Annotated in this window: 21 protein-coding genes; 2 read left to right on the forward strand and 19 right to left on the reverse strand. The window is 33.2% G+C overall.

Going from position 1 to position 15316, the window contains the following annotated elements:
* Positions 1-31 precede the first annotated feature (31 nt).
* The 3 genes from CLU81_RS17195 to CLU81_RS17205 all read right to left on the reverse strand — a co-directional run bounded on the left by CLU81_RS17195 (position 32) and on the right by CLU81_RS17205 (position 1977).
* On the reverse strand, positions 32-358 hold the full coding sequence (locus CLU81_RS17195) for a hypothetical protein (protein WP_099710932.1): 327 nt from the start codon (positions 356-358) through the stop codon (positions 32-34).
* Between the two features lie 40 nt (positions 359-398).
* Complete coding sequence (locus tag CLU81_RS17200; protein WP_099712794.1) at positions 399-1226, reverse strand: DNA adenine methylase; 828 nt, start codon at positions 1224-1226, stop codon at positions 399-401.
* Positions 1227-1416: 190 nt separating this feature from the next.
* Entirely contained in the window at positions 1417-1977 is a 561-nt protein-coding gene (locus CLU81_RS17205) for a hypothetical protein (RefSeq protein ID WP_099710933.1), read from the reverse strand.
* A 158-nt stretch (positions 1978-2135) separates the two neighbouring features.
* Here CLU81_RS17205 and CLU81_RS27315 point away from each other — a divergent pair, with 158 nt between their 5' ends.
* Positions 2136-2423 (forward strand): pentapeptide repeat-containing protein, encoded by a 288-nt coding sequence (locus tag CLU81_RS27315; RefSeq protein WP_158235375.1) that lies wholly within the window; start codon positions 2136-2138, stop codon positions 2421-2423.
* 101 nt (positions 2424-2524) lie between these two features.
* Here the strand turns inward: CLU81_RS27315 and CLU81_RS17215 are convergent, their stop codons facing one another.
* From CLU81_RS17215 to CLU81_RS17230, 4 genes are all read right to left on the reverse strand, one after another.
* Entirely contained in the window at positions 2525-3535 is a 1011-nt protein-coding gene (locus tag CLU81_RS17215; protein WP_099710934.1) for a hypothetical protein, read from the reverse strand.
* A 5-nt stretch (positions 3536-3540) separates the two neighbouring features.
* Entirely contained in the window at positions 3541-4866 is a 1326-nt protein-coding gene (locus tag CLU81_RS17220) for a S49 family peptidase (RefSeq protein ID WP_099710935.1), read from the reverse strand.
* Positions 4867-4932: 66 nt separating this feature from the next.
* The gene (locus CLU81_RS17225; protein ID WP_099712795.1) at positions 4933-5397 is read right to left on the reverse strand and encodes a hypothetical protein; all 465 of its coding nucleotides are present in this window, start codon (positions 5395-5397) and stop codon (positions 4933-4935) included.
* A 76-nt stretch (positions 5398-5473) separates the two neighbouring features.
* A complete protein-coding gene (locus CLU81_RS17230) occupies positions 5474-5938 on the reverse strand; it encodes a hypothetical protein (protein ID WP_099710936.1) in 465 nt (154 codons plus the stop codon).
* A 577-nt stretch (positions 5939-6515) separates the two neighbouring features.
* Between CLU81_RS17230 and CLU81_RS17235 the strand changes: the two genes are divergently transcribed.
* A complete protein-coding gene (locus CLU81_RS17235) occupies positions 6516-6845 on the forward strand; it encodes a hypothetical protein (RefSeq protein ID WP_099710937.1) in 330 nt (109 codons plus the stop codon).
* Positions 6846-6930: 85 nt separating this feature from the next.
* Here the strand turns inward: CLU81_RS17235 and CLU81_RS26845 are convergent, their stop codons facing one another.
* The 12 genes from CLU81_RS26845 to CLU81_RS17285 form a co-directional block, all read right to left on the reverse strand.
* The gene (locus tag CLU81_RS26845; protein WP_158235342.1) at positions 6931-7101 is read right to left on the reverse strand and encodes a hypothetical protein; all 171 of its coding nucleotides are present in this window, start codon (positions 7099-7101) and stop codon (positions 6931-6933) included.
* Positions 7102-7340: 239 nt separating this feature from the next.
* Entirely contained in the window at positions 7341-7697 is a 357-nt protein-coding gene (locus tag CLU81_RS17240; RefSeq protein WP_099710938.1) for a hypothetical protein, read from the reverse strand.
* A complete protein-coding gene (locus CLU81_RS17245; RefSeq protein WP_099710939.1) occupies positions 7694-7891 on the reverse strand; it encodes a hypothetical protein in 198 nt (65 codons plus the stop codon). The genes CLU81_RS17240 and CLU81_RS17245 overlap by 4 nt, the downstream gene beginning before the upstream one ends.
* Before the next feature lie 35 nt (positions 7892-7926).
* Entirely contained in the window at positions 7927-8208 is a 282-nt protein-coding gene (locus CLU81_RS17250; protein ID WP_099710940.1) for a hypothetical protein, read from the reverse strand.
* Between the two features lie 193 nt (positions 8209-8401).
* Complete coding sequence (locus tag CLU81_RS17255) at positions 8402-9004, reverse strand: hypothetical protein (RefSeq protein WP_099710941.1); 603 nt, start codon at positions 9002-9004, stop codon at positions 8402-8404.
* The gene (locus tag CLU81_RS17260) at positions 8988-9650 is read right to left on the reverse strand and encodes a hypothetical protein (RefSeq protein WP_144444515.1); all 663 of its coding nucleotides are present in this window, start codon (positions 9648-9650) and stop codon (positions 8988-8990) included. Before CLU81_RS17260 ends, CLU81_RS17255 begins: the two co-directional genes overlap by 17 nt.
* Before the next feature lie 77 nt (positions 9651-9727).
* Positions 9728-10363: a hypothetical protein gene (locus CLU81_RS17265; protein ID WP_099710943.1), complete on the reverse strand. Its 636-nt coding sequence runs from the start codon at positions 10361-10363 to the stop codon at positions 9728-9730.
* A gap of 150 nt (positions 10364-10513) precedes the next feature.
* Positions 10514-10792 (reverse strand): hypothetical protein, encoded by a 279-nt coding sequence (locus CLU81_RS17270; RefSeq protein WP_099710944.1) that lies wholly within the window; start codon positions 10790-10792, stop codon positions 10514-10516.
* A gap of 27 nt (positions 10793-10819) precedes the next feature.
* Positions 10820-11257: a hypothetical protein gene (locus tag CLU81_RS17275; RefSeq protein ID WP_099710945.1), complete on the reverse strand. Its 438-nt coding sequence runs from the start codon at positions 11255-11257 to the stop codon at positions 10820-10822.
* A complete protein-coding gene (locus CLU81_RS26850) occupies positions 11190-11525 on the reverse strand; it encodes a hypothetical protein (protein ID WP_158235343.1) in 336 nt (111 codons plus the stop codon). Before CLU81_RS26850 ends, CLU81_RS17275 begins: the two co-directional genes overlap by 68 nt.
* Before the next feature lie 2 nt (positions 11526-11527).
* On the reverse strand, positions 11528-14803 hold the full coding sequence (gene dnaG, locus CLU81_RS17280) for a DNA primase (RefSeq protein WP_099710946.1): 3276 nt from the start codon (positions 14801-14803) through the stop codon (positions 11528-11530).
* A 52-nt stretch (positions 14804-14855) separates the two neighbouring features.
* Positions 14856-15314, reverse strand: coding sequence for a hypothetical protein (locus tag CLU81_RS17285; RefSeq protein WP_099710947.1), 459 nt, complete (start codon positions 15312-15314; stop codon positions 14856-14858).
* Positions 15315-15316: the final 2 nt, after the last annotated feature.

Here is a 15316-nt window from a genome sequence, read left to right on the forward strand (position 1 = left end):
TAGGACATAAAAAAACCACTCATTTGAGTGGTTATGTGATTCTTTCTACTTCCTGTGTCTTTAAATCCAATTCAGTTTTCAAACACCATCCAACTTCCAGACTTTTTCGAATTTCGTAGATTGTTCTATCATCTTTTTGAATTTCACAGTAGCTTTCAACTACATAGCTAAATCGTTTGTAATTCAATTCAATAAGAATATCGTTTAATTCATAATCAGAAATACAATTAGCCGGAAATAGTCTAAAAAGCAATGCAAGTAAATCACGTGTAGTCAATTTTAAGTTAGCACTTTCCGGATTACTTGGTTTGAAGTTTTCAATTAAAAAATCGGTTATAGTTTCAATATAGTCAAGCATAAAAGTATTTTTTATCCAAATTTAATTATATTAAGATATTTTAAATAGGATAGTTAGAAGTTAAAGCTTCAGTTTTACGTTTATTACTATCACGGCTCGCACTCAGCACCATATTTTTATCATTATTAAACCAATTAAATCTTAAACGATATTCATCCAATAAGGAATTAGGATAGCTTGAAAGTAGAAACTTTCCTTTAATGCTACTCAACACAGAAAGCAATGAAGCAAAATGTTCCTGAGTATAACCACCATAATGCCCCTGATTTGCCCCTACATAAGGCGGGTCAATATAAAAGAAAGTTTCTTCAGAGTCTTGTTTTAAAATAAGCTCTATTGCATCTTTGCATTCAATCTGGGTTAATTCTAATCGTTTACTTAATTCTACATTGAACCCTTCTTTTTTATTATAATTAAGAGTACTTTCTTTACTTCTAGTTGTTGCGCTCCTCCATGAACCAATTTTATTTGAAAATCCTTGAATAGTGCCAACCCAGAAAGCCCATGCACGATGAACAGGTTTAAAGATATAGGGAATTTCATAAATTACCATTGCATTTTTATATACTTCCCTGCTATAGGGAGTTGATAAAATCAGATCCTTCAATTCAATGAAATTCGTTTTTAGTTCCTGATAAAAATTTACAACATTTCCGTTTAAATCATTTATTATTTCTACTTCAGACTGTTCTTTTGCCCAAAATACTGCGCCTCCTCCAAAGAATGGCTCAACATATATTCTGTGTTTAGGAATGAGTGGAAGAATGTGTTTTAACATTGATTGTTTGCCTCCATAGTACGAAATTGGTGTTTTAAGTTTTGTTTTTACTGGTGTACAGGTACTTAAGTTGTTTAAATTTGACTTCATTTTTTGTTCGATTTTTGATTGATGATGATTATATTTGCAATTCTCAGGATAATTTAAAAACATAATAAAGCCACCATAAGAAGACTTTTGTCCTCCAACGGTGGCTTTGTGCTAAATTAAATTACCCTGAGAAAGTATTAATTTGTTGGAGGACTTTTTTTTCCTTCCTCCTAGGATTTATTACCTTATTTTAAGGTGCAATTACGGTTAGAATATCACCTTTATAGATTGGTGATGGTCCAAAATTCTTATCAGTGATCGTAATTGTTGCAGCGTTTTCACCTTCAGCTAGTCCCTCAACAATGTGTTCACCTTTAGCACGTGCAGGGAATTTAGAAGAACCTAATTGGCGAACGTTTCCGGTACCGAATTCTTCTACTAACACTACTAATTTTTTGTTTTTAATCCAACGCAAGTACCCCAATACTTCAGCTTCAGAACCTGAAATTTTGTAAACATAATCGTTTTGGTATAAACCTCTTCCAGGTTCTCCGATTTGTACCGATTTAATATTTCCACTTTCAGTAACAGTTTCTACTTTAAAAAACTTCTTTCCTGCTTTAAAAACGTGGTCTGGTGTGATTGTGGCTAAATCGGCAAATGATGTTGCTACATTTGCGGGAACTGGATCACACATCTTTTTAGGATCGTTTATAGTTGTAAAATCATTACGCTCAGCATAATAAATTGTATCAACAAATCCTGAAACAGGTTCGCAGCTTTCGCCTCCGATATCTTCTAATGGTATCATATTAGACTTTTTTTATGAAAGGGCTATTTCCAATAATTAAAGTGGCCATAGCATCATCATTGTTTAACAATTCTTCCTTTGAGTATAAAACTCCAAACACTTTTAACTTTGTCGGAATTCGATCACTCAGCATGTAGTTTCTTCCATTAAAATGAAAGATTCCATTTGCTTTTTCAGCAGCTACTTTATCCGCTTCCGCCTTTTCAGCTGCTGCTTTCTCAGCTTCCGCTTTTTCAGCCGCTGCTTTATCCGCTTCCGCCTTTTCAGCTGCAGCTTTATCCGCTTCCGCTTTTTCAGCCGCTGCTTTATCCGCTTCCGCCTTTTCAGCTGCAGCTTTATCCGCTTCCGCTTTTTCAGCCGCTGCTTTATCCGCTTCCGCCTTTTCAGCTGCTGCTTTATCCGCTTCCGCTTTTTCGGCCGCTGCTTTATCAGCTGCTGCTTTCTGAGCTTCCGCTTTGTCAATAGTAGATAAAGCTTGATCAGTTGTAACACCAGCATCTTTTGATACTGGTGTTTGCTTTTGTTGTTGCTTTGACATAGCCAAATATTAAGGGGTTACTACCAAGTTTTCAGAATCGTAATACAATTTGTTTTGTACTGCAATTCCTAAACCTCTATCTTCATCACCAAAAGTGGCAACATAAACCAATTGATTGATAAGGAAATCATAGCCTAAGAAAAACTCCATGAAGATCTTCAATTTATAATCTAAAACCTGAGTTTCAGTTATAGCCGGCTTATCAAAAACATCAATTAAACGAACCATGTTACCATCAACAGTAGTAAAAATGACATCATCAGGAATACTTGGTAAAGCAACAATTTCCATTTTAGTTAACGGTGTTTTCATGTTTCCATCAGCTGTATAGTTTACGTTAGTACCGTATTCTTTTTCATACTGATCCGCAAAAGTCATTGCAAGAGAATCACTCATAAACAATTGTTTACATTTTTTACGAGTTTTCTTTGGCAGTTGTTTTTCAAATGATTTTACTTCATCTAAAATATTTACGGCAGTGATTGCATTCAGTGGAATTTTAAATGCAGGATGCAATACATTTGTTAATGCATTTTCAATTTGCTGAGCAATACCGTCCAATGATGAACCAAACTCACCATCTGCATTCGCATCATCACGAACTCCAGTTTGTGACAAATCTTCCAAATCATCAACAACTTTTGCCATAAGCTCAGTGATGATGTATTTAGAAATTGGATGCTCTGCAGCTGTTTTTCCAGTTGTATAGAGTTCGGCTAACCATGAATTCAAAATTTCAGAAGGAATTACCGGAAAATTGACTTTGTGATGGTAGTTTTGAAGCATTTTATGCTTGAATTGAGCCTCCCCAAGTTCTTGCCATTCTGCTTTATAACCTTGAACTACTCGAGTAAGGATAGAATGAAACTGAGGAAATTTGCCTTTAATGGCGGTCAATACTTTGCAATACTTATTCAAAGTTACCTCACCAGAATAAACACCGGCAGCAATAACCTCGGTATTGTTTTTCACGTATTCGTTGACTTCCTTAGCAACGTCTTGTACAGAAATTGTTGACATATTAATTATTTTATAGAATTAGCGATTTGATTGTGAGATGCTTCAGAATCTACAAATTCATTAATCGTTTCTGTAGATGGACCTACTTTAATAATAGTAGGTTTAGTTGCGTCGTTTTTACCCATTGCCTCAACTTTTGCACTTAATGCAGCCGTTTTTTCGGTTAATGTTCCCGTAACATCTAAACCCGCAGATGTTAGCATAGTGTCAATAGATGTTTCAATTGCAGTGACAGTTTCTTTTGAAGCTGTTAATTGATCATTTAGATCCGTATTTGCCTTTGCTGCATCTAATTCCGTTTGTAATTGCGTATTGGTTGATTCCAATGTTGCAAATTCATTTTCCAAAGCATCCAACTGTTGTGCATTTAAGTAGCTTCCTTTTTCTTCAGTTGAAGCCAATGGAGCATCTAAACCCAAAACAGCTTGTACTTTTACAAGTTGTTTAGACATATCTATATTTAAATTTTGATTACTTGATTTTTTGGCCAATTCGAAAACTTTATCGATTGCCGTTTCTAATGTTCCAATTTCATCAACCAATCCCATTGTAATAGAATCAGTAGCAGAATACGTTTTACCAGTAAAGACTTCGTCATTCACTTTTGCGCGTACTTTTTTGATGTCATTGATAAAATCTTCAGTTATAGGATCTAACTGATTTTTGATATAAGGTTGTGGATTCCCTTTTATTAATTCCTCGTAATCCTTGTTTTTATCCGTAGATTTTGTGGCATATTCAGAAATTACTTTTGCACCTTCTTTTTCATACCATCCGGTAAAATCAATGAAATAGATCATTGCACCAATACTGCCAATATGATCGGCACGTTTGTTTGCAATAATATAATCAGAGGAAGAACCTATATAATAGGCAGCAGAACACATTAAACCATCAGTATAAGAAACTACTGGTTTTGGGTATTCACGCACATAATCGTAAAATTCAGGAGTTCCGGCAACTTGACCACCACCACTATCGATATCCAAAACAATTCCTTTACAGTAAGGATCATTTTTATAACGATCCATAACACTCATTTTAGATTTGGTTCCTTGTGGTCCACATTCTTGTGAGTATTTGTAAATAGGATTTTTTAAATCAATAACCAGTACATAATCATTATTGTTGTCGCTATTACTAAAAGTAGATGCAACAACAGGAGATTTTCCAAGTGGAATAACAAAGGCTTCCGGTTTTTTATCTTCTTTTTCAATTTTAATGGAGTTCCCTTTTAAAATTGAATTCAAGGAAGGCAAAAGAGAATGTCCATATGGTTCATGAATAAACCAACGGCCATTAAGTAGAGAATGTAAATTATTTATACTCATTTGTAGAATGCTTTTTGCACTCTACAAATTTTCGTTTATTAAGGATCTTAAAATAGGACAGTGTTTTTATGGAGTATAATACACTGGTCTTTTGCGGGTTTCGCCTTTAATTTTAACCTCTGTGTAGGATTCACCATCGATTTTCGTACCATCATTTACTTTGTAATTCATGTAAATCGGTTCGAGATTAGTTCCGTATAGTTTCTGAAAATCATTATTTAACTTTCCTTTTCCAACACAAGGTTTATTGGCATATTGTTCCAAAAGTTGTTCTAAAGCTTCGCTCCTGGTTATTAATCTAAATGAAATTGAAATCTGTTGAATTTCACCATCTGAAGATTGTTTTGGATCAACATTGACGTCAATACTATCCGGATCAATTAATCCTTCAACATCATTTTCAAACGGAGTAAACACAATGTCCTTTGAATTTGTATCTGTAATGACAATTGGCCAGTTAGATGTTTCGTCCAAAAGAAAAAGTTCAAATTCTGCAAATCCGGGTAATTTTTCTTCGCAAGTAAAATTCATAATTTTTAATAATTTATTTTTATAAAACTGTCGTATTTTGCCACCTTTATACATGCGGTGTTTGGCGTTTTTTCCACTACGAATAAACTACGACATTTAACTTTTTAACTTTTATTTTTTCCTCGCAGTGCCTTTGATAGTTGCGATACATACTTTCTAACTTCATTTCATTTTCATTAATATCATATAAAAGCAGAAACAATTTTACACTTTGCCATGCATTGGTTTTACCTTTTGCCAATTCTACATCAACAAAATTGTGAAAATCTTCAAAAAAAAGCCTTTCAAGACAAACACCCAGAAATTTAAGTTTGTTTCGACTAACAGAAAAACCTTTTGTATTAAAATATAATTCCGGGATATCCATTTTATATTTATCAAAACCTTTAAAGTCGATATCGGAAGTGTCAGCCTTATTACTTATCAATTCCAATAAAAGTAAACCCAAAAATGTCTTCTTAGAAATAGTGTGAATTTCACCATATTTTTTAGTAAGATATTTTTTGACTGGCTTCTTTACCGGAATAGAAATTTGTATCATTTACATCATTTTTAGCGTGTTACGAATTTACGACAAAAATCAAAAACATATTAAAAAAAACATATGTTATATCAAAAAAGCGTATAATTTTCAAAAAAAAAGTTCCACAGTTCCACATTGCTATAAATCAACAAGTTAACAATTTTAAAAGGTGTTGAACTTGTGGAACTTGATTCGAAAATGTAGGAACTAAAAAAAATAGTTCCACAAGTTCCACAAAAGTTCCACAATTAAATTAAACAATATTTAATGTTTAATATATTGTATATCAAATAGATAATATCTATTAAAATAAGTAATATTTTATTTGTGGAACTGTGGAACTTTTTTACTCGTTTATTTTATGCAAATCAAAAATTTGAAAAATTTTTATAAATCAGGGGGTGTGGGGGATTGATGAAAAACGAAATCCGGGGTATAGTTGGTTCCTGGTGTTATATAAAATTTAATATGAATGCCCGAGGTGTTAAAATCGGTGGCCAGTCGTGCGAAATAATTACAATGCTCTATATGTTACAATTTGGAACCATCAAATATTGCATTTAAACCTAACTTTGTAGCCCTAAATTTGAGCGCTATGACAAGTAAAGAAAGAAATGAAGTTGAGGATCACATTATTAAAACAGCCGGCTTTGACCAAACAACAAAGGGCTATCAGGCAATTAAACTGCTTTTTAATAAAAATGAGTGGGATTTTTGGTTGCTGCTTGAGCCACAATTACATCAAGATTTAGCGATATGGTTGCAACAGATTGGTTTAAAAGTTGAAATCAGAGCCGATAAAGTAAATTTGACTGAAGATGCTATAATACATTATTATAGCAGTGTAATGGGATTAAAAGCTGAACCCAGAGAACAGGAAAAAAGCTATTGGGAGCGTTACAACATAATTGTAAAGAAAGATTAAATGTGATAGTTTGTAAAAACAGAAAACCCTGCTATAATACAGGGTTTAAAACAAACAAAAAAAGCCAGGCTATTGAGCGGATTTTTTAGCTAAGGAATAAAATTATTTCATCTAAATAAAAAACTACTCCAAAATAAAGGGCTGCAATTATTAAAACGATGGTAATGACAGTATTGCGTTCTCTATTGATTTTAGCCAACTTTTTACGCAACTTTTCATTTTCCTCATCTCTGATATATTGATACTTATCTGCCATTTTATGAAAGTATTAATTTAATTGTTTAGTCTTTTACGGATTTCCGTTTTCTATCGTATCGCCATCAGCATCGCAATGCACTGGAGGATATCCATGTTTTCTAATATTTAAATACCGTAAAAAGTACCTCCAACAAAACTTTAAAAAACTTATTGGAGCATATATCATTATACAGAACATTGTAAAGCAAGTGATTACTCTGTCAGTATCCCCTGAAAACATAAAGTTTAGAAATTCGATCATGGCGATTTCAATTTAAAATGTTCTGCATTGGTCAATTCATCAAAGCTGTCAGAAAGCTGCATTAAAACAGTAAAATTATATGCAGTTATCTGTTTTAAAATAATTAGCATATTAGACGTTGTTGTCTGTTTTTCTAATTGCTCAGCTAATGAATTGTATTGTTCTCGTTTACTATAAAATCTAACTTCATTTTCATTGTAGATATACGCGCAAGAATAGGTTGGATTCAGGTGAACGAAGTGTTCGCCGTGTCCTGGTGTATGTAATGAAACCGCAGCTGCAATATTATATTTTCGTAAAATCTCTTTTATTTCTTCAGCTGCTACTTTTAACATTGTATCCGGTGTGTTCATCTTCTTCTGTTTTTTGGTGATTTTTGATATCTTGTTTTACTATTAAATAACTTCTGACGGTATTTTATTTGTTCTTCAGTTGCTTCGAAAACTTCAACGTGTGACACGTCCGGATTTTTTAATTCTTGAAGCATTTCTTCCTGTGAAAAAGGCTTTAATTTGCCATAGGATCCATCGTGGTGTATTGATTGCATAATTTTAGTTATAAGAGTTATTATGTTTTTTATAATTAAATTGCTTCAAATTCTTTACTTAAAACAATTATTTGCTCATTGATCGTTGTTTTGATTAAACTTATCAAGTAATCACTAAGCACCATCGGTAATTTTATTTGCTCTCTACCATCGTCCCAATCATCAAATTCAATTATTAAATTTGGATTTAGGGAAATTGGTTTTCTTTCTTTGCTTTCTTCTTCATTTGGAACATACTCGAAACATTCAAGTGCTTTTTTAAAATCATCAAGTTTTGATTTTACATCGTTTGCTTTACGTAATTGATCTAAGTTCATATCTAAGGTGTTATTGATGATAAATATTTATTGATCACCAAGTTAATAATTGAATAAAAAAATCGTCTTTCCGATATGCCAGTCTTATTGCAATTTAATCGGGTCATGAAAGCATTGCCTATATTCTCCCGATTCTAACACATTACAAATAGCTACCTTGCCGACAAGCAAAGATTTCACATAGAATATGGCGTTATGCTTTAATTTTATTTACCATCTGAATCATTTGGATTTCATTTTTTTGAATATTAACCATCGTATTTGCGATATCACAAACTGCTTTTGCTTGAGGGATCATTCCGGGATTTGTAGATACCTTTTTTAGCATTTCCATCAGGGTCTCTTTTACGATAGCATTTTCTTTAGTTGGCTTATAATTAGAAACTTCGACACTAACAGGAGATGAATCCTCTGAAGTTGTTGCTAATTGATTTTCTTTTTCCTGAGATTGTTCTATAATTTTTTGATTTTCCATTTCGTCATTTATTTTTAATTGCTCCGGAGTAATCTCCTGAAACTTGTGTTTTATTGGTTTATCATCGTCTTTAATTAAATCAGAAGTGTCAATTGGTGAAAATGTTACTGGGATCTCACCAGACAATTCCTCCAGGTACTTTTCTACTAAATGAAGTTCTAGCGAAAAAGATGTTTCTGTAGTAATTATCGTTACGGCTTTAGTGAAAATTTTAAAACTTTTAATTGTTATAACCTTATCCTTAAAAAAGACCGCTTTTCCGGTTACAGCTTTTAACTTCTGTTCAACTTCTTCAATTCTTTTTTCATGTGGCGTTTTCATTTTTCTTGATTGTTTTAATAAGTTTATTTTTTAGGGAGATAATTTCTTTTACATCTGCAGGAAGATTTAAAAACTTATTTTGATTTCTCCTGGCATGTTCATCCTTAGTCAGTAATTCAAGAAATTCTATTGTTGGTATTTCTGGGCATCCTGATTTTTTAACAACATTATATCCTTCAGGTATAGATCCATATTCTTTTTTCCACAACCATCGATTATAATGAACATATCCGTTTTCGGTTTTAATAAATGCCATTGGATAATCTTTTACTCTCCAAATTACAATCGTGCCTATTTCGTTGCTTCCGGTAAATTCCCATCTTTTTTTATTTGCTACTGCTAATCGACCAGATTTTTTATTACGATCATGTACTTTTTGAAGTTCTGTTTTGGTACGTTTTAAATTTAGATACCTTCTTTTTTTTTCGATGTGTTTTTTTGACCAACCTTTATTTTTAGGCCATTCATTTTCGAATATTTGTGCAAGCTCCACATCTCCAATGCTTTTATAGTTTTGTTTTAAAAAATCAACTTGGTCAGATGTCCAGTACTCTAAATCCATTCGTTTAAGTCCCATAGAATAAGCTAATGTGCGTACTCTTGTTTTTTTTAAACCTAAAGAAGAAGCGATTTGATCATTGGTCATACTTTGGAAATTTTCTCTAATAAATTGAATGTCCTGTTCGGAAAATTCAATTTTGCCATATTTACCAACCGTAGCCATTAGATAAAATCTAAAGGTTTTTCAATTCGCTCAAACTCTATTACCCAAACAAATGGATTTTTATTCCAGGAATCAGATCCATTTATAGTTTCCCAAATAATTTGAAATCCAAATTTTGCAGTTAGCCAATCAGTTTCACTTTCATGTTGTATTGCACCTTCAGCAATAGAATCTTCTTCAGATATATCCTGTAATCTTTCAAGCTTTACAGATTTCACTTTCAAGAAAATTCTACAAGCATTTTTAGGCATGAAAATCGATGGTTTCCATTTTTGGTATTTTTTTAATTTCTTTAGAGTTTCAGAGGTGTAATCTGTCTTATATACAAATTTTCGACTCTCAATATCTTGGCTGTAAAATGTTTCGCGAACCCAAAGGATATCGTCAACGTTAAAAGGTGAAGTGACTAATTTCTTGATATTGGAATCTAAATTTAAAAATGAGCAAAATATCTGGTAAGTCGGATTAATTGGGGTGTCAGAAATAAAAATTGTTAATCCTTCATATTTCCATAGATCAGGATTTTCATTAATTATTTCCAGGCCTTTAGTTCTGCGAGTTTGATTTTTCCTATCTTCCAATATTCCACTAACCATTGGAGTAGAATACAATATCGGTTTAAATACATTTCCCATAAGATTTAGAGATTAAGAATTACAATGGCACCACAAACAAGGAAGCCAATTAAAAACCATAATATTCGAGAAACTTTACAATCATTGCGATAGTCTCTCAATTCTTTTTGGTGTAAACAAGCTTCCTTGTGAAGCCCGCATACGGTGCAGTTACGATTCTTCATTGCTTGTTGTTGATTTAAATAACATTGGTTTTATGACATCAGGATCCTGAACCAATAAATAAGTTTTTACAGGATAAGGAGCTTCTTTCTTAAAGTTCTTTAAATCATAACCATTTGTTGTATATCCGTTACGATCCTGGTGCAACAATGGCGTTGTTATTCCGTAGTTATTTCTTATAGCCTGATATCCTTCAAGCCATGACTGAAAATCGTTGTATTCGCCCATTTCAACAACTTTAACCTCAATTGTAATTACATTTTCCATTTGTTTAATCTTTTAAGAGTTTAAAACTTATTCTTTTGTTTCAGCAGCTTCAGCCGTTGGTTTTGCAACAGAGTCATTTTCGAAGTTTCCAGCTTCGATTCTATAATTCTTTTGATTTATAGTTTTGCTGTAATGTGTTGATGTTTTGTTTTGATTGTCCAACAATACAATTAAAGGTTTCGATTCTTTTTGAAGCGTTTTAATAGCTTCTGTTGCTTCTTCTTGCTTCGAAGTGTTTAATACTTCAGATCTGTTTTCTAGTACCGTGAATCGTTTTCTTTTTAGCGATTCAGCTTTTGGAATTTCTTTTGTCATTTCAATTTCTATTTTAGGATTATTAAATATTTCATTATAAAACTCACGAGGATCTACTTTTAAAATTTCCTTTTCGTATTTCTCAATGCTTTTTCTTGCAGAAACACGGTCTGGCAGCCAACTTTCTTTTCTGATTTTTTTTAACGCCATAATTATTCTTTTCAATTATTGGTTTACGCCTATTAATTATTTCTACATCATCAAATATTCCCGCTAATACCCAAATCTGATTTGTGCTGTATAACTCTTTAAAAACTTGCATATCAGTATTTTCATGAAAGAAATACGGTTGGTTGCAAAAAGTTCCATCGATGGACTGCTGAAAGTACATGCAGCCAAATTTCTTTTCTCCTAGACTATCTGCAAAATCAGAAGCCCTGGCAACCCTTAAATTCAATATGACAGCTTTTATTTTCATGATTATTTAACTTGTAACCATTCAGGATCATCAATTGTACTTCCGTTTTCATGTGCCGGAACGTTGCCATTCTCTCCTTTCTTTGGTGCGGTTCTTAATAGATTTAAAATTCCGTTTTCATGCATCATTGAGTAATTGAAAATGTATGCAGATGTTGACGTATCATCAAACCGATGTGATTTTACAGCGCCGATGAAATATTTTTTTGATTTAAAATAATTTCTTAAAGTGTTTTCATGAATTACATCGACACCTTCACGAGTTGAAACCTCTTTGTGGTACAATTGGTGAACAGCATTTAAGCGTAAATACATCACTTGCACTCTGTCTTTATTTTGCCAAGATTCTGCTTTTTCGTCTTTTCTTCCCTGTAATTTTAAAGTCGTTGGAACATCGATCATAAAGTGATAGTTTTCTTTTAAAAGAGGGAAAGGACTACGATCACGTAAATACTCTAAAGTTTTCCAGAACTCTGCTAAACCTTCACTTTCTACAATTAAATCAGAACTGTCAACAATTGCCTCTTTAAACTGATCATGTATTTGTTGGTATGTAAAAGGAAAAATAAACTTGTCAAACAAAATCTTAATTGGAGTCAATAAAACCGTATAATTTTGCAACATTCGTTCCTGGTATTCTGTACCTCTCAATTCCTTTTTTAACTGTTTAATGATATCTGAATAAACCTGACGATATGAAGCTTCAATTTCAGGCCTGTATTTTACTATTTCTAAAATAAAACTTGTCAAACCTTCTTCTTCCCAAGACTGCAGTAAATTATAATCCGCAACTTCCTGATCTGTGAAATTTTCCTGCGGTTTAATTACATGTTCAATTATACTTCTGGAGGTTATTGAATTATCGTCCCAACTTGATAAATACTGAGAAAGAATAATTAGAAAGCAATTTACTTTGGTAACTTTTGTTTTATTATCTCCTGTATTTTGTCCAATTTCACGACCACGATTATCATAGGATCCTTTGATGGATTGTTTGATTTTTACATCCGTTGTCAAATCGCTAAATTCTTCCAAAACAGCCATTGTATTAGTGGTCCTGCTTATTCTTCTCGAGAACGCCGAAATTGTTCCGGCATTCAAATCAAAGGCCGGTTGTTTATAGCAAAACATCGCTGCCAAACTCTCGGCAAATTTTGTTTTTCCGGATCCCTTTTCACCGGCCAGAAATAGAATTGGAGACACTTGAAAGGTCTTAACAAACAGATCTCTAAATAGTGTAAAAAAAGCACATGCAATCCCTGTAATTGCTTTTTTACCGTAAACTGTATGCAATTGCTTCATCCAGGTATGAAATGCAACCGGCGATTGCATATAAACCAAATAACGATCATTCTCGTAAGGATCATCACCTTCGCGGGAATGTTTGTACATTACTGAAGCTGAAGGCGAATAGAAGTGTTTAATATCTTCTATATAATCACTTTCCATTTTTACGCCAGTTTCTAACTGTACAATTCCGTAATCATTTGGTTCTTTTGTAATTCCATCATGATAAATAAGATTTGCATAAGCGAAAAATCCGGCATGCTGCCAACCTAATGTTTTAAGTTCGTGAGCTGTAATAAAACGACCTAGAATGTCATTTCTAAGCAGTTTAAATTGATTTGCCGTGACTTGTGAGGTGAACGTAAAATTACCTTCGTCTAATAATTTAAGTTCAAATTTTGCCATTTGCGTAAAATCGGCCGTATCAAAATCAATTAATCGTTTAGTACCATTTTCAGAAATAACTTCACAAAGCCTTTTATTTTCCTGCTTTCCATAAACGTGAAAAAGAGGTGTAATTCTAAAATTTGAACCTTTGTAAAAGCTGTCTTTTCCTCTGAAAAACACATTATTTTCATGAATTACAAAGCCCTTTTCCAAATATTGCTTATAATCACCAGTTTTTGGAAGCCCCAGTTTTTCAACGGATTCCGTTTCCGGTTTCTCTGATTGCGAAGCTTTGATTTCTGCAACTTTAAAAAAGCTTTCAATTTTTTCTTTGATTACTTTTTCAGGTTGTCTAATTATCTTTGCACACTGTTTTTGATATGCATTTCGTTTGATATCGTCTTTTATAACGGATAACATCGAAGCAATTTCGGCTACAGCATGAGATAATTCATTTGGATCGTTAGCTGCTTTATTCTTCAGTTTAATTGCTTTCCAGTTTACTGCGTCTTCTGCATTACCCAAAAGCATTTTTTCGACGTGTTTTGTTTTCCTGGCATAACTATCCGGATCTTCTTTTTCCGGAAGAATTACAATGGAAACTTTTAAACCCTCGGCTAACAAAATATTGATATCTCTAAGCGCTGCCAAAGTTCCTTTTTGATCGTTGCCTTTATCGTCTAAACCATCATTGTCGCGAAGAATAATAACATGATCAGCAAATCTGTGAATTAATTTTGCTTGTTCCGGAGTCAATGCGGTTCCTCCGGTTGCAGCAGCTAATTCACATCCATTTTGAGAAAGCCCGGTTACATCTGTATAACCTTCAACAAGGAAAGCTGTTCTAGCTTTAGCGATAAACTCTCTGTTTTCATACAAACCGTAAAGCACCTGGCTTTTATTGTAGATATCGGTTTCTTTTGTGTTGATATATTTAGGGCCCTCAACGTCATTTGCTTTTCTTCCTCCAAAACCTAATACATTCCCACGGATATCGCGAATTGGGAAAAGAAGTCTATCTCTGAAAAAATCATAGCTATTGCCTTCTTTTGATACAGATATACCAACGCTGATTGCTTGTTCTAACTTTCCTTTTTCAATTAATGGAGCTGTAACAAATTTGAAATCTTTTGGCGCATAACCAATTCTGAACTTTTCGACCGTTTTTTCGTTGATGTCTCGATCAATAAGCATTTTTTTAACCCAATGATCATCTGCAACATTTCGTAATTGCATTTCATACTTTAAGCAAGCTACAGATTGAATATCATACAGTTCCTGTTTATAGCTTCTTTTGCGCTCCGCTTCTTCAGACAGTTGTTCTTCTTCAACGACAATACCACATATATCAGCAATAATTTTTATAGCTTCACCAAATGACACGTTTTTGTAAATCTGAACGAACTTAATACCATCACCACCATGCCCGGTAGAAAAGCATTTAAACATGTTAAGTGACGGGGTTACAAAAAAGCAATCTTTACTAAAATTAAAAGGTGATTCGCAAGTCCACTTTGAACCGGCTCTTTTAAGATCACAATAGTGGCCAATAATTTGAACGATATCTGCGTTTCTAACTTCGTCTATTGATTTTTCGGTATACATGTATTATTTGATATAGAGATTATAATATTGTGAAACTGTTAAGCCGGTTGTATCAACCAAAAAGGTCTGTTCGCACGCTAATTGTTTCTGAACCGATAACGGGAAGTTGGAGGATAAGCTCGTTAATACGTTTTTGTAATTCATTCTGCTTGGTAATATAATGGGAGCGCAAAGTTTTTTTATCTTCATATGAGATTGTTGATTGTTCGAGTGCAACAAGTTGGTTGCCATATGCTAATTGTTCTTCCTCTAATTTTTGAATTTCATGGGAGGTTTTGGATTGTTCTAACATTAAATGCAATGATGCTAACGTTGCTATACTATTGGCAGGACATCCGTTACTCTTTAAATACCTTTCAAAAGCCTCCTTTGCTGAAAGATTGTAGTATTTCATTAAGCCTTTAATGAAGATCTTACCGTCTGCTATTTCTTTTTCCCACGTTTTTGGAAAAGTCGTTTTAATCATTTCAACCGCTTCCGGTCCGCTATATGTAAAAGTTGATAAATTCATGA

The organism is Flavobacterium sp. 9 (assembly GCF_002754195.1).
In the GTDB taxonomy this organism is placed as follows: domain Bacteria; phylum Bacteroidota; class Bacteroidia; order Flavobacteriales; family Flavobacteriaceae; genus Flavobacterium.

Excerpts from the sequence above, each read along its gene's own strand:
- CLU81_RS17275 (WP_099710945.1), bottom strand. The coding sequence starts at position 11,257 with ATGGCGTTAAAAAAAATCAGAAAAGAAAGTTGGCTGCCAGACCGTGTT.
- CLU81_RS26850 (WP_158235343.1), bottom strand. The coding sequence starts at position 11,525 with ATGAAAATAAAAGCTGTCATATTGAATTTAAGGGTTGCCAGGGCTTCT.
- CLU81_RS17195 (WP_099710932.1), bottom strand. The coding sequence starts at position 358 with ATGCTTGACTATATTGAAACTATAACCGATTTTTTAATTGAAAACTTC.
- CLU81_RS17255 (WP_099710941.1), bottom strand. The coding sequence starts at position 9,004 with ATGAAAACGCCACATGAAAAAAGAATTGAAGAAGTTGAACAGAAGTTA.
- CLU81_RS17205 (WP_099710933.1), bottom strand. The coding sequence starts at position 1,977 with ATGATACCATTAGAAGATATCGGAGGCGAAAGCTGCGAACCTGTTTCA.
- CLU81_RS17265 (WP_099710943.1), bottom strand. The coding sequence starts at position 10,363 with ATGGGAAATGTATTTAAACCGATATTGTATTCTACTCCAATGGTTAGT.
- CLU81_RS26845 (WP_158235342.1), bottom strand. The coding sequence starts at position 7,101 with ATGGCAGATAAGTATCAATATATCAGAGATGAGGAAAATGAAAAGTTG.
- CLU81_RS17230 (WP_099710936.1), bottom strand. The coding sequence starts at position 5,938 with ATGATACAAATTTCTATTCCGGTAAAGAAGCCAGTCAAAAAATATCTT.
- CLU81_RS17240 (WP_099710938.1), bottom strand. The coding sequence starts at position 7,697 with ATGAACACACCGGATACAATGTTAAAAGTAGCAGCTGAAGAAATAAAA.
- CLU81_RS17220 (WP_099710935.1), bottom strand. The coding sequence starts at position 4,866 with ATGAGTATAAATAATTTACATTCTCTACTTAATGGCCGTTGGTTTATT.
- CLU81_RS17235 (WP_099710937.1), top strand. The coding sequence starts at position 6,516 with ATGACAAGTAAAGAAAGAAATGAAGTTGAGGATCACATTATTAAAACA.
- CLU81_RS17250 (WP_099710940.1), bottom strand. The coding sequence starts at position 8,208 with ATGAACTTAGATCAATTACGTAAAGCAAACGATGTAAAATCAAAACTT.
- CLU81_RS17215 (WP_099710934.1), bottom strand. The coding sequence starts at position 3,535 with ATGTCAACAATTTCTGTACAAGACGTTGCTAAGGAAGTCAACGAATAC.
- CLU81_RS17245 (WP_099710939.1), bottom strand. The coding sequence starts at position 7,891 with ATGCAATCAATACACCACGATGGATCCTATGGCAAATTAAAGCCTTTT.
- CLU81_RS17270 (WP_099710944.1), bottom strand. The coding sequence starts at position 10,792 with ATGGAAAATGTAATTACAATTGAGGTTAAAGTTGTTGAAATGGGCGAA.
- dnaG (WP_099710946.1), bottom strand. The coding sequence starts at position 14,803 with ATGTATACCGAAAAATCAATAGACGAAGTTAGAAACGCAGATATCGTT.
- CLU81_RS17200 (WP_099712794.1), bottom strand. The coding sequence starts at position 1,226 with ATGAAGTCAAATTTAAACAACTTAAGTACCTGTACACCAGTAAAAACA.
- CLU81_RS17260 (WP_144444515.1), bottom strand. The coding sequence starts at position 9,650 with ATGACCAATGATCAAATCGCTTCTTCTTTAGGTTTAAAAAAAACAAGA.
- CLU81_RS17225 (WP_099712795.1), bottom strand. The coding sequence starts at position 5,397 with ATGAATTTTACTTGCGAAGAAAAATTACCCGGATTTGCAGAATTTGAA.
- CLU81_RS17285 (WP_099710947.1), bottom strand. The coding sequence starts at position 15,314 with ATGAATTTATCAACTTTTACATATAGCGGACCGGAAGCGGTTGAAATG.